14 protein-coding genes, 2 tRNA genes, 1 other RNA gene, 1 pseudogene and 1 riboswitch are annotated in these 14,736 nt (G+C 65.2%); of the genes and pseudogenes, 10 read left to right on the top strand and 8 right to left on the bottom strand.

The window, feature by feature from the left end; all coding sequences use genetic code 11:
* Positions 1 to 22 precede the first annotated feature (22 nt).
* Positions 23 to 1,038 (bottom strand): annotated as a pseudogene (locus tag DRW48_RS12325) (NAD(P)H-dependent flavin oxidoreductase).
* A 209-nt stretch (positions 1,039 to 1,247) separates the two neighbouring features.
* Here DRW48_RS12325 and DRW48_RS12320 point away from each other — a divergent pair.
* From DRW48_RS12320 to DRW48_RS12310, 3 genes are read left to right on the top strand one after another with little or no spacing between them, the layout of a single operon-like run.
* Positions 1,248 to 1,997: a sulfite exporter TauE/SafE family protein gene (locus DRW48_RS12320; RefSeq protein WP_114076686.1), complete on the top strand. Its 750-nt coding sequence runs from the start codon at positions 1,248 to 1,250 to the stop codon at positions 1,995 to 1,997.
* Positions 1,998 to 2,008: 11 nt separating this feature from the next.
* Positions 2,009 to 2,356: a RidA family protein gene (locus DRW48_RS12315; RefSeq protein ID WP_114077548.1), complete on the top strand. Its 348-nt coding sequence runs from the start codon at positions 2,009 to 2,011 to the stop codon at positions 2,354 to 2,356.
* Positions 2,356 to 2,865: a GNAT family N-acetyltransferase gene (locus DRW48_RS12310; protein WP_241963261.1), complete on the top strand. Its 510-nt coding sequence runs from the start codon at positions 2,356 to 2,358 to the stop codon at positions 2,863 to 2,865. The genes DRW48_RS12315 and DRW48_RS12310 overlap by 1 nt, the downstream gene beginning before the upstream one ends.
* On the opposite strand, the gene nrdF is transcribed toward DRW48_RS12310, so the two are convergent.
* The 4 genes from nrdF to nrdH are packed head-to-tail and all read right to left on the bottom strand — an operon-like array spanning position 2,862 to position 6,606.
* Positions 2,862 to 3,839, bottom strand: a complete 978-nt coding sequence (gene nrdF / locus DRW48_RS12305) for a class 1b ribonucleoside-diphosphate reductase subunit beta (protein WP_114076685.1) — start codon at positions 3,837 to 3,839, stop codon at positions 2,862 to 2,864. The genes DRW48_RS12310 and nrdF overlap by 4 nt on opposite strands.
* Before the next feature lie 8 nt (positions 3,840 to 3,847).
* Positions 3,848 to 5,974 carry a class 1b ribonucleoside-diphosphate reductase subunit alpha gene (gene nrdE, locus DRW48_RS12300; protein WP_114076684.1) on the bottom strand — a complete coding sequence of 709 codons (2,127 nt, stop codon included), beginning with the start codon at positions 5,972 to 5,974 and terminating at the stop codon, positions 3,848 to 3,850.
* Positions 5,956 to 6,363 (bottom strand): class Ib ribonucleoside-diphosphate reductase assembly flavoprotein NrdI, encoded by a 408-nt coding sequence (gene nrdI, locus DRW48_RS12295; RefSeq protein WP_114076683.1) that lies wholly within the window; start codon positions 6,361 to 6,363, stop codon positions 5,956 to 5,958. Before nrdI ends, nrdE begins: the two co-directional genes overlap by 19 nt.
* A 15-nt stretch (positions 6,364 to 6,378) precedes the next feature.
* On the bottom strand, positions 6,379 to 6,606 hold the full coding sequence (gene nrdH, locus DRW48_RS12290) for a glutaredoxin-like protein NrdH (RefSeq protein ID WP_114076682.1): 228 nt from the start codon (positions 6,604 to 6,606) through the stop codon (positions 6,379 to 6,381).
* Positions 6,607 to 6,738: 132 nt separating this feature from the next.
* A riboswitch (cobalamin riboswitch) is annotated at positions 6,739 to 6,932 on the bottom strand.
* A gap of 119 nt (positions 6,933 to 7,051) precedes the next feature.
* Here nrdH and DRW48_RS12285 point away from each other — a divergent pair.
* From DRW48_RS12285 to DRW48_RS12260, 6 genes are all read left to right on the top strand, one after another.
* On the top strand, positions 7,052 to 7,330 hold the full coding sequence (locus DRW48_RS12285) for a putative quinol monooxygenase (RefSeq protein ID WP_114076681.1): 279 nt from the start codon (positions 7,052 to 7,054) through the stop codon (positions 7,328 to 7,330).
* A 7-nt stretch (positions 7,331 to 7,337) separates the two neighbouring features.
* Positions 7,338 to 7,694, top strand: a transfer-messenger RNA (tmRNA) gene (ssrA, locus tag DRW48_RS12280).
* A 184-nt stretch (positions 7,695 to 7,878) separates the two neighbouring features.
* Positions 7,879 to 8,358, top strand: coding sequence for an SspB family protein (locus tag DRW48_RS12275; protein WP_114076680.1), 480 nt, complete (start codon positions 7,879 to 7,881; stop codon positions 8,356 to 8,358).
* An 84-nt stretch (positions 8,359 to 8,442) separates the two neighbouring features.
* On the top strand, positions 8,443 to 9,837 hold the full coding sequence (gene fumC, locus DRW48_RS12270) for a class II fumarate hydratase (protein WP_114077546.1): 1,395 nt from the start codon (positions 8,443 to 8,445) through the stop codon (positions 9,835 to 9,837).
* Between the two features lie 97 nt (positions 9,838 to 9,934).
* Entirely contained in the window at positions 9,935 to 10,129 is a 195-nt protein-coding gene (locus tag DRW48_RS12265; protein ID WP_114076679.1) for a DUF4169 family protein, read from the top strand.
* Entirely contained in the window at positions 10,122 to 10,430 is a 309-nt protein-coding gene (locus DRW48_RS12260) for a ribbon-helix-helix domain-containing protein (protein ID WP_114076678.1), read from the top strand. The genes DRW48_RS12265 and DRW48_RS12260 overlap by 8 nt, the downstream gene beginning before the upstream one ends.
* Here DRW48_RS12260 and DRW48_RS12255 read toward each other — a convergent pair.
* The 3 genes from DRW48_RS12255 to DRW48_RS12245 form a co-directional block, all read right to left on the bottom strand.
* Positions 10,418 to 10,492 (bottom strand) — tRNA-Val (locus DRW48_RS12255). The two genes, DRW48_RS12260 and DRW48_RS12255, sit on opposite strands and share 13 nt — an antisense overlap.
* 238 nt (positions 10,493 to 10,730) lie before the next feature.
* Positions 10,731 to 13,172, bottom strand: a complete 2,442-nt coding sequence (gene lon / locus DRW48_RS12250) for an endopeptidase La (protein WP_114076677.1) — start codon at positions 13,170 to 13,172, stop codon at positions 10,731 to 10,733.
* A 225-nt stretch (positions 13,173 to 13,397) separates the two neighbouring features.
* On the bottom strand, positions 13,398 to 14,423 hold the full coding sequence (locus DRW48_RS12245; protein WP_241963260.1) for a 5'-methylthioadenosine/S-adenosylhomocysteine nucleosidase: 1,026 nt from the start codon (positions 14,421 to 14,423) through the stop codon (positions 13,398 to 13,400).
* A 145-nt stretch (positions 14,424 to 14,568) separates the two neighbouring features.
* On the opposite strand from DRW48_RS12245, the gene DRW48_RS12240 reads away from it, so the two are divergent.
* A tRNA-Val gene (locus tag DRW48_RS12240) sits at positions 14,569 to 14,644 on the top strand.
* The last annotated feature ends 92 nt before the right edge of the window (positions 14,645 to 14,736 follow it).

The raw sequence follows: 14,736 nt of genomic DNA, 5'->3' as shown, positions 1-14,736 counted from the left end.
CCTGAAATCAAGCGGCGCAACTTTAGCCGTTCAACGCTGACTGGGCCTGCCGCAATTCGGCGGCCAGTGTCGCCACCATGTCGGCCGCTGGCATGGCCCGCGCCCCCGGCGCGCCGGTGCCCGCCCAGTGCGCGCCGTAGCCGAACTCGCCCTTGGCGCGGGCGACGGCATTGAGGCTTTTCCCAGCGTCATACGTGTAGGGATAACCGGCGCGCGGGACGTCCCGCAGGGTCTCGCCGAGGGCGGTAAAGCGGTTTGCAAGGCACCGCGCCGGTCGACCGGAAATGGCGTCGGTCAGCCGCGTGCCACCGGGCACTGCCGCCGCCAGGGCGGCGCGGTAGCTGGCGTCCGCCGCCGATTCCGGGCAGCCGACAAAGGCCGTGCCGAGTTGCGCCGCCACCGCCCCGCGGGCCAAAGCGGCCGCGATGTCGGCGCCGGTCATGATCCCGCCCGCGGCGATTACGGGCAGCGGGCTTGCAGTCAGGACTGCGTCCAGCAGGTCCATCATCGCCCGGGTTTCATCGGGCGCCTCGGGGTCGAAAATCCCGCGATGCCCGCCTGCCTCAATCCCTTGGGCGACCACGGCATCAAAGCCCGCGGCCGCGGCCGCCTGTGCCTCGGCCGGGCTGGTAACGGTGGCAAGCAGGCCGATCCCGGCGCCCTTCAGCGCGGAGATCTTCTCCGCGGGCGGCAGGCCGAAATGATGACGACGGCCGGGCGCGCCTGCAGCAGCAGGCGGAGCATGTCGTCATCTTCGACAAAGCTGCGATAGATGTTGCGCAGCGTCGGTGCCGGCTTGGCGCCGAAGCTGCGGAAGGCGGGGGCGAGGGCGGCACGCCATCCATCGGCGCGAGCCGGGTCCATGGGCAGGGGCTGGTGACAAAAGACGTTCACGTTGAACGCCCGATCTGTGCGTTCGCGAGTCTCGGCGATCATCGCCGCCGCGGCGGTGGCATCGACCGCACCTACGGCGATCGAGCCGAGGGCACCTGCCCCCGATACAACCGCGGCCAATGCCGGGGTCGAGGTGCCGGCCATCGGCGCCTGGATGATAGGCAGCGACAGACCGAGGCGCTGCATCAGCCCGGTCGTCGCTGCGGTATCGCTCGCCATGACCATCCCTCCGTCCCGGCGCATGCCTACTGGACTGTGCCCCCCGGACCACGCCGCCGCAAGGTGTGGGGGCCGAGGCTTGTTATCCCAGCGGCCCGCGGCTCATATCCGTCGGCGCTACGGGGGGCGGGGATATGACAGAATTCATCTTGCTGTTCGTTGCAGGTTTCGTCGGCGGGATGATGAACACGGTCGCCGGTGGCGGCACCTTCGTCACTTTCCCGGCCCTGGTGCTTTACGGCATCCCCGAGGTTTCGGCCAATGCCACGGCGACCCTGTCGGCCCTGCCCGGCTACCTGGCCGGCGCCCTCGGCTTTCGCCGCGAGGTGCAGAGGTTTGACCGCCGTCTGCTGGTGCGGCTGACCCTGTGGACCCTGCTTGGCAGCGCCATCGGATCTGGTCTGCTGTTGGTTTCGTCCAATGCCGCGTTCCGGATTCTCGTGCCGTTCCTGCTGCTGGTCGCGACGCTGGTGTTCATGTTCGGCGAGCAGGTGCGCGATTACGCAGCCCGCCACAGCCGCGGCGTCACCGCCTTTGGCGCGGGCACGCTGTTGCCGGTCGCCATCTACGGCGGCTATTTCAACGGTGGCCTTGGCATCGTGCTGCTGGCGCTGTTCGCGCTGTGGGGCATGCGCGACCTGCACGAGATGAACGGGCTGAAAACCTGGCTCAGCTTTGCGCTGTCGGTGATTTCGGCGGTCATCTTTACGGTGGGCGGCAAGATCGTCTGGGTGCCGGCGCTGGTCATGATGGCCGGCAACACCGCGGGCGGCTATCTGGGGGCACCTGTCGCGCGCCGCCTGCCGCGTTCGGTACTGCGCGGGTTGATTGCCGTGATCGGCTTCGGCATGACGACCCTGTTCTTTAGAAGACTGTTTCTGTGAAGGAAAACAAGATGAGCGATATCAAACGATTCGAGACGAGCGCCCGGATGAGCATGGCGGTCGTGCATAACGGCGTTGCCTATCTGGCCGGCCAGGTCGGCGAGCCGACCAAGGACATCTCGGGCCAGACGCAGGATTGCCTCGACCGGGTCGAGGCGCTGCTGGCGCAGGTCGGCACCGACAAGAGCCGCATCCTCAGCGCGCAGATCTGGCTGGCCGACATGGCCGATTTCGCCGCCATGAACGCAGTCTGGGATGCGTGGGTCCCGCGCGGCAGCGCCCCTGCCCGCGCCACCGGCGAGGCCAAGCTGGCGACCCCCGACTACAAGGTCGAGGTCATCGTCACCGCCGCCGTCTGATGATCATTTTGCGAGAGGCGGGGGCGGCTGACGCCCCCGCCATCGCCGCGATTTATGCAGCCCTGATCGCGGACACGACGATCACCTTTCGCAGCGCCCCGACCTCGACCGAGGACCGGGCAGCCTGGATCGCGGAACGGCAGGCTTCGGGGTTCCCCGTTATGGTGTCAGAGCGGGACGGAGACGTTCTCGGCTACGCCAGCTACGGTCCCTTTCGCGGGCTCGACGGCTATCGCCTCACGGTCGAGCATACCATCGCCCTTTCCCCAGCCGCACGCGGGCAGGGACTGGGACGAGAATTGATGCAGGCGCTAATTGCGCGGGCGCGCTCGGACGGGCTGCACGTCATGGTCGGTGCGCTGTCGTCCGACAACGCGGCATCGCGCCGTATGCACGCGGCGCTCGGCTTCACCCTCGCGGGCACCCTGCCCCAGACCGGCCAGAAATTCGGCCGCTGGCTGAACCTGGAGCTTTGGCAGTTGCTGCTGGACGGGCGCGAACGCCCCTAGAAATCCCAGTCGGTATCCTCGGTCGCCACCGCCTTGCCGATGACATAGCTGGACCCGGAGCCCGAGAAGAAGTCGTGGTTCTCGCTGCCCGGCGACAGTGCGGCCATGATCGCCGGATCGACCTCGCAGGCGGCCGGCGGAAACAGCGCCTCGAACCCGAGGTTCTGCAGCGCCTTGTTGGCGTTGTAGTGCAGGAACGCTTTGACGTCGGCGGTCAGGCCCAGGTCGTCATAAAGCTCGGCCGTGTATTTCGCCTCGATCTCGTAAAGATCGAAGATCAGCGAGAAAGCAAAGTCCTTGATCGCGGCGCGCTCGGCCTCGGGCAGGCGCTCCAGCGCGCGCTGGAACTTGTAGCCGATGTAATAGCCGTGGATCGCCTCGTCGCGGATGATGAGGCGGATCAGGTCGGCGGTATTGGTCAGTTTGGCCCGGCTGGACCAGTACATCGGCAGATAGAAGCCTGAATAGAACAGGAAGCTTTCCAGGAACACGCTGGCGATCTTGCGCCGCAGCGGGTCGGCGGGGGCGTCATACTCATCAAGGATCAGCCGCGCCTTGGCCTGCAGATGTGGGTTCTCCTCGGACCAGCGGAAGGCGGCGTCAACCTCGGGCGTAAGGCACAAGGTCGAGAAAATCGAGGAATAGCTGCGCGCATGCACCGCCTCCATGAAGGCGATGTTGGCCAGAACGGCCTCCTCATGTGGGGTCTGCGCATCGCCCATCAGCACCGGCGCGCCGACCGCCGACTGGATGGTGTCGAGCAGGGTCAGGCCGGTGAAGACGCGAATGGTCAACTGCCGCTCATTCGGCGTCAGCGTCGCCCAACTGGGAATGTCGTTCGACAGCGGCACCTTTTCGGGCAGCCAGAAATTGACCGTCAGGCGCGACCAGACCTCCAGGTCCTTGTCGTCCTGAAGGCGGTTCCAGTTGATCGCGCGAGGCACCGCGCGGGCATGGGTCGGCAAGTCTTTCATCGCGGGCCTCACAGGGTGCAGGAAACGCAGCCCTGCACCTCGGTCCCCTCGAGGGCCGTCTGGCGCAGGCGCACGTAATAGAGCGTCTTGATGCCGCGTTTCCAAGCATAGATCTGGGCGCGGTTGATGTCTCGGGTGGTCGCTTCGGCCGGAAAGAACAGCGTCAGCGACAGGCCCTGATCGACATGCTCGGTCGCCGCGGCATAGGTGTCGATGATCGCGTCGGGCCCGATCTCGTAGGCGTCGCGATAAAGGTCGAGGTTGTCGTTGGTCATGAACGGCGCCGGGTAATAGACGCGACCGATCTTGCCTTCCTTGCGAATCTCGATTTTGGCGACGATCGGGTGGATCGAGCTCGTCGAGTTGTTGATATAGCTGATCGAGCCCGTCGGGGGCACCGCCTGCAGGTTACGGTTCCAGAGGCCGCTAGCCATCACCCGCTCGCGCAGCGCGGCCCAGTCATCGCGGGTCGGAAGGGCGACATGCGCGAACAGGGCCGCCACGGCCGGATGCTCTGGCAGCCAGTCGCGGCTGGTGTAGCGGTCGAAATAGCTGCCATCGGCGTATTTTGACTTTTCGAATCCGACGAAGCTGCGCCCCTTTTCCTGCGCCAGCCGGTTCGAGGCGGACAGCGCATGAAACGCGATCGCCGCGAAATAGACCGAGGTGAATTCGATTGCCTCGGGGCTGCCGTAATAAAGCCCCTCGCGCGCTAGGTAGCCATGCAGGTTCATCTGGCCAAGGCCGATGGCGTGGCTGTCGTCATTTCCCTTGCGGATCGACGGGACCGCATCGATGGCCGACATTTCCGACACAGCACTCAGCGCACGAATGGCGGAATCGACGGTCGCACCGAAATCCGGGCTGTCCATCGCCGCGGCAATGTTCAGCGAGCCGAGGTTGCACGAAATATCCGTGCCCATGTGATCGTAGCTCAGATCCTCGTGAAAGGTCGAAGCCTCACTGACCTGCAGGATCTCGGAGCACAGATTGGACATGGCGATGCGCCCGGCAATCGGATTGGCGCGATTCACCGTGTCCTCGAACATGATGTAGGGATAGCCGGATTCGAACTGGATCTCGGCCAGGGTCTGGAAGAAGGCACGGGCCTTGATCTTGGTCTTGCGGATGCGCTTGTCGTCCAGCATCTCGGCATATTTCTCGCTGACCGAGATTTCCGAGAACGGCACGCCATAGACCCTCTCTACGTCGTGGGGCGAGAACAGGTGCATGTCCTCGTTGTCACGCGCCAGCTGGAAGGTAATGTCAGGGAGGACCACGCCCAGCGACAGGGTCTTGATGCGGGTCTTTTCGTCCGCATTTTCCCGCTTGGTGTCCAGGAAACGCATGATGTCGGGATGGTGCGCGTTCAGATAGACCGCGCCCGCGCCCTGCCGCGCGCCCAGCTGGTTGGCATAGCTGAAGCTGTCCTCAAGCAGTTTCATCACCGGCACGACGCCCGACGACTGGTTCTCGATCCCCTTGATCGGGGCCCCCGCCTCGCGCAGGTTGGTCAGCATCAGGGCGACGCCGCCGCCGCGCTTGGACAATTGCAGGGCCGAATTGATGCTGCGGCCAATCGATTCCATGTTGTCTTCCAGCCGCAGCAGGAAGCAGGACACCAGTTCCCCGCGCTGGGCCTTGCCCGCGTTCAGGAAGGTCGGCGTCGCTGGCTGAAAGCGGCCGGAAATGATCTCGTCCATCAGGCGCATGGCGAAATCCTGATCGCCGCGCGCGAGGGCGAGCGCGACCATGACCACCCGGTCCTCGTAACGCTCCAGATAGCGGGCGCCGTCGCGGGTTTTCAGAGTATAGGAGGTGTAATACTTGAACGCGCCGAGGAAGGTCGGGAAACGGAATTTCCGCGCGAATGCGGCATACCAGATGTCGTGCAGGAAAGCCTTGGGATATTGCGCCAGGACCTCGCGCTCGTAATAACCCTCATCGACCAGATAACCCAGCTTTTCATCCAGCGAGTGAAAGAAGACCGTGTTCTGATTGACATGCTGCAAAAAGAACTGACGCGCGGCCATGCGGTCGGCAGCGAAATTGATCCGCCCGTCCGCGTCATACAGGTTCAGCATCGCATTCAGCGCATGGTAATCGCGCGTCGCCGTCAGGCCGTGGTCAAGCATTCATTCCCCCAAAGGCGCTTCAGTCCCGCATCAACGCGGGCAAGGTCGGTTTCGGTGCCAGCCAGCTCGAACTTGTAGAGCAGCGGCACCTTGCATTTTTCGGCGATCACATCGGCGGCCTGCGCGAAGCTGCTGCCAAAACTGCGGTTGCCCGCGCCGATTACGCCGGCAAGCCGGATGCGGTTCTGCGGATCGTTCAGGAACTGGATCACGGGCTTAGGCACCGCGCCCCTCCCCTCGCCATCGCCATAGGTCGGGCAGATCAGCACATACGGGCCATCCGGGGTGTCGGCGCCCTCGCGGCCAATCCGGTGCGCTGGCATGCCCAGTGCCTCGACGAAGCGCCGGGTGTTGCCACTGCGCGACGAGAAATACCAGACCCCGGCCATGCGCCCCTCCCGGACCTAGCCGAGCGCGCCGATCAGGTCGGGGCGAAAGCCCGACCAATGCGATTCGCCCGCGACCACAACAGGTGCCTGACGATACCCCAAACCGGCGACCATCGACATCGCCTCGCCGTCGGCCGTCAGATCGACGATCTGGTAGTCCAACCCCCGGGCGCTGAGCGCCTTGGTCGTCGCGGTGCACTGAACGCAGGCGGGGGTGGAATAAACGGTGATGGCGCTGGTCATGGTCGATCCTCTTTTTATGCGTCGCGGTGATGGCGCGCTGTCTGCCTCGGCAGGTCGGGGGCGGGGGGTAGGCGCGCGATCACGGATGCCAACGGCCCCGTTCCACGCAGCCCGGACCCGCCGTCCGGCCTGTCGTCTTTCTGTGCTCTGGCAGGTCTCCTGGCTCGCGGCTCAAACGTTGCGGGTCCCCTTCCCGGCTTGCGCCAGTGGCTTGGACCTGCGACTCGCCGCTTACAGTTGCGGGGGCAGCGCCGGTATCGAACCGGCTTCCCTCTTAACCCCGTTAGGAAATTTTCCCTTCGGGAACCAAAGCACCTGCATCTTGGGTCACGCTCCTGACAGTCGTCAATATATAGTTATCGCTTGACACCGCTTCAACCCGCACCGCCCGAGTCGGCTGGCAAAAATACACCAAGAGCACCGACCGTATCGCCAAGGAAAACCCATGCCGAATGTCCATCTGAACGGGCTGATCAGCTGCAAAACCGAGGCCGAGGCTGCCGTCCTGCGCGAGCACCTGCCCGCCCACCTGTCGCTGACGCTCGCCGAGCCGGGATGCGTCGCCTTTTCCGTCACGCCCGAAGGGCCGCGCGGCTGGCGCGTGGCGGAAACCTTTGTCGACGAGGCCGCCTTCGCCGCCCACCAACGCCGTGCCGCCGCCAGCGACTGGGGGCGCGTCACCGCGGGCTTTGTCCGCGACTATCTCATCACCCGCGACGACTAGCCCTGTGGCACTTGCGGCGCCGCACGCGGCCGCCTATCTTCGATCTGTTCGGGGCAACCCGGGCTATGGACATAAACGCGCACGTAATAGGCGGTTCGGACCCGGGGGCGGTACCCGGCGACTCCACCAAAATCACCCGCATTGGGGGTGCATGGGGTCGAAATAGGATCGACGGACGTTCAAAGGTGTTTGCTTTGTCCCGGTGAGGTACCACCGTTATCGGTCCGAAAAGTACAGTTGCCAATGACAACCGTGCTCCGGTCGCCCTTGCTGCGTAAGCAGTTCGAGTGATCGAAAACTAAGCCCTTGCGCCTAGCAGCGTAAGGCGGGGCCCCCAGGCGCCTGGCAACAGAAGCCTGGGACTTTTCCCATCCCCTTCGACCTCCCGCACGCCCGCGCCTTTGTGCGCAGCCACTCGTAGCGGCAGGCCTTTCCCGCCCCGGCGCCCGCCCCTATGGTGTGCGCGAGTCGGGCGTCCCCAAGGGCGTTCATCGAACGCGCGGCCGTGCCGGCCGCGACGGATCGCAACGGGACGCAGCGGGGGCGGCATGGCAGGCGGAATCGATTACGGCAGCATGATGCACCGCGCCATGCAGGGACTCATTTCCGACGTCCTCACCGGCGTTGCAGAGCATGGCTTGCCCGGTGACCACCACTTCTTCATCACCTTCGACACCCGCGAGGACGGGGTCGAGATGGCGGATTGGCTGCGCGCGCGATATCCGGCCGAGATGACCATCGTCATCCAACACTGGTTCGAAGGCCTCGAAATCACGCCCGACGCCTTCGCCGTCACGCTCAATTTCGGCAACGCGGCGGAGCGGCTGCGAATTCCGTTCGACGCCCTGCGTACCTTCGTCGACCCCTCGGTCGAATTCGGCCTGCGGTTCGAGACGCAGGAAGAGGACGAGGATGACGACGCCGAAATGACCCCGGAGGAGGTCCCGGACGCCCCGACCCAGGTCGACGCCCCAGAGGCAGAGCGCGGCTCGGCCGAGGTCGTCAGCCTCGACAAGTGGCGCAAGTAGCGGACGCCCACAGCGGGCGGCGTCGATTGCGCGGCGGCCACCTTCCTCCTAGAACCCCGGCGACACCGGATGGAGGCCCCGCGCATGACCACGACCCGCACCGAGACTGACAGCTTTGGCCCCCTCGAGGTGCCCTCCGATCGCTACTGGGGCGCGCAGACGCAGCGCTCGCTTGGCAACTTCAAGATCGGCTGGGAACGTCAGCCGGCCTCGGTGATCCGTGCGCTTGGCGCAATCAAGCTGGCGGCCGCGCGGGTCAATATGGCCGAGGGCCGCCTTGATCCCGCCATTGGAAAGGCGATGGAGCAGGCCGCGCAGGAGGTGTTCGACGGCAAGCTGGACGCCGAGTTTCCGCTCGTCGTCTGGCAGACCGGTTCCGGCACGCAATCGAACATGAATGCCAACGAGGTCGTCAGCAACCGCGCCATCGAAATCCTCGGCGGCCAGATGGGCAGCAAGGAGCCGGTCCATCCGAACGATCACTGCAACATGGGCCAGTCGTCGAACGACACCTTTCCGACCGCGATGCATATCGCCATCGGCATGGTCGCGCGCGATCTGCTGATCCCGGGCCTGTCGCATCTGGCCGAGGCGCTGGAGGCCAAGGCCAATGCCTTCAAGGACATCATCAAGATTGGCCGCACCCATACCCAGGACGCGACACCCCTGACCCTGGGACAAGAGTTTGGCGGCTATGCCCATCAGGTCCGTATGGGTATCAAGCGGATCGAGATGTGCCTGCCGCAGATCTACGAGCTCGCGCAAGGGGGCACCGCCGTTGGCACCGGGCTGAACACCAAGAAGGGCTGGGACAAGGCGATTGCGGCCGAGATCGCCCGGATCACCGGCCTGCCCTTCGTCACCGCGCCCAACAAGTTCGAGGCGCTGGCCGCGCATGACGCGATGGTGTTCTTCTCCGGCGCGCTGAAAACCGTGGCGGCGAGCCTTTTCAAGATCGCCAACGACCTGCGTCTGCTCGGCAGCGGTCCGCGCAGCGGGCTGGGCGAACTGATCCTGCCGGAAAACGAGCCCGGTAGCAGCATCATGCCCGGAAAGGTGAACCCGACGCAGGCCGAGGCACTGACCATGGTCTGCGCCCATGTCATGGGCAACGACGCCGCCGTGACCTTTGCCGGCAGCCAGGGACATTTCGAGCTTAACGTCTATAACCCGATGATGTCATACAATGTTCTGCAGTCCATGCAGCTCCTCGGTGACGCGGCGGTCAGCTTCACCGACAACATGGTCGTCGGGACCGAGGCGAATGTCGCGCGCATCGACAAGCTGATGAAGGAGAGCCTGATGCTGGTGACGGCACTCGCCCCGACCATTGGCTATGACAATGCGACCAAGGTCGCCAAGACCGCGCACAAGAATGGCACCACCCTGCGCGAGGAGGCTATCAGCCTGGGCCTCGTCGATGGTGAGACTTTCGACCGGGTGGTCCGTCCTGAGCTGATGATCGGCCCGGAGGATTGAGGCACCTCGGCAAGCGAACCGCCCGGTGCGCTTGCCGATCATCGCGTCGCACACGGGGACCGCTGACTTTCGCGCAAGCTGGGGATATTCTGCGCCCATGAGTGAAGTCACCAACCTCAACCGCTATCGCAAACAGCAGGCTCGCGACGCCAAGCGGCGCGCGGGCGCACAGAACGCAGCGCAGCACGGCCGCACCAAGGCCGAGAAATCGGCCGAGGCGGACGCGGCTGCCCGTGCAGGGCGTCACCTTGACGGCCATTTGCGGGGCAAGTTGCCGGACGCCGATGATTGATCTCCCCCCCATGGACCGTCCGCGCAAGCGGTCGGTCATGGTCGAGGGGCATCCGACCTCGGTCAGCCTGGAGGATGCGTTCTGGTCCGGCCTGCGCCGAATGGCGCAATCCGAGGGCTTGGGGCTGAGTCAGTTGGTGGCGGAAATCGACCGCCGCCGGCCGGTCGAGGTCGGGCTGGCGACCGCCATCCGTCTGGCGGTCCTCGCCCGGCGCGAGCAACCACCGGCCGAAATGGCAGATGCCAGACATCAAGTCGGGGCCGCCCGGCAGGACGACCCCGTGAATGATGGTGGGCGATAACGGATTTGAACCGCTGACATCTTCGATGTGAACGAAGCGCTCTACCGCTGAGCTAATCGCCCGGTGGCGGGTAGATAGCCGCAGGTTTCAGGTGGTGCAAGAGGGTCCAGGATAATCCGGACACGGTCAGGATCTATGTCTCGCAGTGGCCTGCGCGAGGGAGGCGCAAGCGCCGCGACCTTCCCTGGGAGGGTCGGTGGCCGTGGACCGCTCCTAGACGCAGCCAACCCCAACGCAAAAGAAAAGGCGCGCGGATCAACCGCGCGCCTCCTTTTTTAGCGGCGGCTCGCGCCACTGACCTCAGTGCGCGACCGAGGAACGACCCTGATCGCTCTCTGTTCCGCGCTGGGCGGACTGGCGGGCGGCCTCGGCGGCCTCATGGGCAGCTTCGTCCCATTCCACCGGTTCGGGGGCCCGGACCAGGGCTTCGGCGATCACCTCGCGGACGTTGCTGACGGGGATGATCTTCAGCCCCTCCTTCACGTTCGCCGGGATGTCGGCCAGGTCCTTCTCGTTCTCCTGCGGGATCAGCACCGTGGTGATGCCGCCACGCAGGGCCGCGAGCAGTTTTTCCTTCAGCCCGCCGATGGCCAGCACGTTGCCGCGCAGCGTGACTTCGCCGGTCATCGCGATGTCCTTGCGCACCGGGATGCCGGTCATCACCGAGACGACCGAAGTCACCATCGCAACGCCCGCCGACGGACCGTCCTTCGGGGTCGCCCCTTCGGGAACGTGGACGTGGATGTCGCGCTTTTCGAACTCCGGCGGTTTGACCCCCAGGGTCGGCGCGATCGAGCGGACAAAGCTGGCCGCGGCGTCGATGGACTCTTTCATCACCTCGCCCAGCTTGCCGGTAGTCTTCATGCGGCCCTTGCCCGGCAGCTTCAGCGCCTCGATCTGCAACAGATCGCCGCCCGTCTGCGTCCAGGCGAGGCCTGTGACCACGCCAACCTGGTCGTCCTTTTCCGCCAGCCCATAGCGATGCCGGCGAACGCCCAGGTATTCCTCGGCCTTCTCTGGCGTCACTTCGACCGACTTGACCTTGCCCTTCATGATCTCGGTCACCGCCTTGCGGGCGAGTTTCGCGATCTCACGCTCGAGGCTGCGGACCCCGGCTTCCCGCGTGTAGTAGCGGATGACATGGGTCAGCGCGGCATCGGTGATGCCGAACTCGCCCTTGCGCAGGCCGTTGGCCTTGATCTGCTTGGCCAGCAGGTGGCCACGCGCGATCTCGCGCTTTTCGTCCTCGGTGTAGCCGGACAGAGGGATGATCTCCATCCGGTCCATCAGCGGGCCGGGCATGTTGTAGCTGTTGGCCGTGGTGATGAACATCACGTTGGACAGGTCGTATTCCACCTCGAGATAGTGGTCGACAAAGGTCGAGTTCTGTTCCGGGTCCAGCACCTCCAGCAGGGCCGAGGCCGGGTCGCCCCGGAAATCCATCCCCATCTTGTCTATTTCATCGAGCAGGATCAGCGGGTTGGTGGTCTTGGCCTTTTTCAGCGCCTGGATGATCTTGCCGGGCATCGAGCCGATATAGGTCCGGCGGTGGCCGCGGATCTCGCTCTCGTCGCGCACGCCGCCAAGACTGATGCGGATGAACTCGCGCCCCGTGGCCTTGGCCACCGACCGCCCCAGCGAGGTCTTACCCACGCCCGGAGGGCCGACGAGGCACAGGATCGGCCCCTTCAGCTTGGCCGAACGGTTCTGGACCGCGAGGTATTCGACGATCCGTTCCTTGACCTTTTCCAGTCCATAGTGATCGGCATCGAGCGTGCGCTCGGCCGCGCCCAGGTCACGCTTGGTGCGCGACTTGATGCCCCACGGCAGCGACAGCAGCCAGTCGAGGTAGTTCCGGCTGACGGTCGCCTCAGCCGACATCGGGGACATCGACTTCAGCTTTTTCAGTTCGGCCTGCGCTTTTTCGCGGGCTTCCTTGCTGAAGCGGGTCTTGGCGACACGCTCTTCCAGCTCGGCAACCTCGCCCGCGCCTTCGTCGCCGTCGCCCAGCTCGCGCTGGATCGCCTTCATCTGTTCGTTCAGATAGTACTCGCGCTGCGTCTTCTCCATCTGGTTCTTGACGCGCGACTTGATCTTTTTCTCGACCTGCAGGACCGACATCTCGCCCTGCATCAGGCCATAAACCTTCTCGAGCCGCGCCGCGACGTCGAGGGTTTCCAGCAAGTCCTGCTTCTTGGCCAGGTCGATCCCCAGATGCCCCGAGACCAGATCGGCGAGGCGGTTGGCCTCGTCGGCATCGATTACCGCGCTGACGACTTCCTCGGGAATGTTCTTGCGCACTTTCACATAGCGCTCGAACTCCTCGGCCACGGCCTTGACCAACGCGCGGCTGGAATCGGCATCGCCCGGCTCTTCGACCAGTGGGGTCGCGGTCGCCTCAAAGAAGGGTTCGGTCTGGGTAAAGCTGTCGATCTGGACACGCTCGCGCCCCTCGACCAGCACCTTGACGGTGCCATCCGGCAGCTTGAGCAGTTGCAGGACATTGGCCAGAACCCCGACAGTAAAGACACCATCGCTGGTCGGCTCGTCCACGGTCGCGTCCTTTTGCGCGGCCAGCAGGATCGGCTGGTCACGCTCCATCACCGCCTCAAGCGCGCTGACGGATTTTTCGCGTCCCACGAACAAAGGGACGATCATATGCGGAAAGACCACGATATCGCGCAGCGGCAGGACCGGGTGCGCGGTGGCGCCGGTGGTGGGCGCGCGGGTGGTTTCGTCCATTGCCTGTATCCTTTCTCGCCCGAGTGACGCTGCCCCAAGTGTTCGGCGGCCGTCGCGTCCTCTGCTTGGCGATGAAATAAGTGTCGCCGCTCGGCGGTTCAATGGCCCGGTGTTCCGGGATCGTTCCGGGCCATTTACCGGCCCGGCTTGGCGTCACGCTAGCACCGGCCAAAACCTGCGGCAATCATGCGCCGGTGTGCGCCTCGCACCGCATGGGTTGCAGGCTCAGGGCGTCAGAGCGGGCAATTCGGCGACAAAGGCCTCGACTACCGCGGCCGAGTTGGCGGCGGCGAGTGCCATGAAGGTTTTCATCTCGTTCTCGCCCTCGCCGCCGCCCGCCAGGTCGCTGAGCGAGCGGAAAGCGATGAACGGCACCTCGTTGGCATAGGCCACATGGGCGACGGCCGCGCTCTCCATGTCGAGGACCCGGGCAGTAAAGGTGGCGAACACCCATTCGCGGAAGGCCTTGTTGTCGACGAAAGCCGCGCCCGAGACGCCGCTGCCGCCGACCACCACCTGCGGCGGATGACTGAGGCATTGCTTTTCCGCGTCGCAAGCAGCGAGCAACCCCTTGTCCGAGACCTTGCGCGCGACCTCCAGCAAGGCGGGGTCGGCGGCGAACCAGAATTGGCGCTGCGGCTCGGCCGTGCGATTCGATGCCACCTCGACCGCGTTCGGGAAGATCATGCCGTAGTTGCCGAACTCGGCCGGGGGCATCCATCCGGGGATGGCGAACTTGCCCTCCGTCTCGCGCGCGAAGACCGCCTCGAGATACTGGCCCCAGCGGTCGGCCACGACCACGTCGCCGATGTGCAGCGCGGGATCGACGCCGCCTGCGATGCCGGAAAAGGCGATTGCACGGATGGCGAACTGGTCGAGCGCCAGTTGCATCGTCATCGCCGCGTTGACCATCGACACGCCAGACAGAAACAGGACCACCGGCTTGCCGCCTAGTGTGCCCGTCACGAAGGTCGTGCCGTTGATGCGCACCTCCGCCGGATCGGTGATCGCCGACTTCAGCAGCGGCCATTCCGGCGCAAAGGCCGAGACGATCGCGATGCGCGGCGTCGGATCGGGTGCCGGACGGGCCGGTACCTGGGCGGGTGCGCCGGCGGAAGTCGGTTCTGCGGCGGTCGGCGCCGGAGCGCCAGCCTCCGGGGCGACCGGCTGCTGGGACCCCGCGGGCGCCACGGAGACGGCGAGCGACAACGCCGCAATTCGCACAAGGGTCGGGAAGTTGTTGCGAGTCACTGGTGCCTCCGGCCAATTGGTCGGCGAGGGTCGTCCGCCCTGCCCCACCTGTCAACCGGCGTGCGCAGCGCATCACCCGGGCTGTATGACGCGACGTCGTTCCCCCGCTTGCCCTGCGGCTCGCCGCACCGCATAAGGCCCCGGCGGGCGGTTAGCTCAGTTGGTAGAGCGCCTCGTTTACACCGAGGATGTCGGGGGTTCGAGTCCCTCACCGCCCACCATCCCGCACCCACGTTTCCCGTTGATCCCGCTGACTCATCGCGCCGGTTTGGGGTTCACAAACGGGCGCGCGCCCTTCAGATAGGGCCGCCGG

The organism is Paracoccus suum, from assembly GCF_003324675.1.
GTDB lineage: Bacteria > Pseudomonadota > Alphaproteobacteria > Rhodobacterales > Rhodobacteraceae > Paracoccus > Paracoccus suum.
Note: the sequence above shows the minus strand (reverse complement) of the source record. Positions and strands in the feature narration are given on the sequence as shown.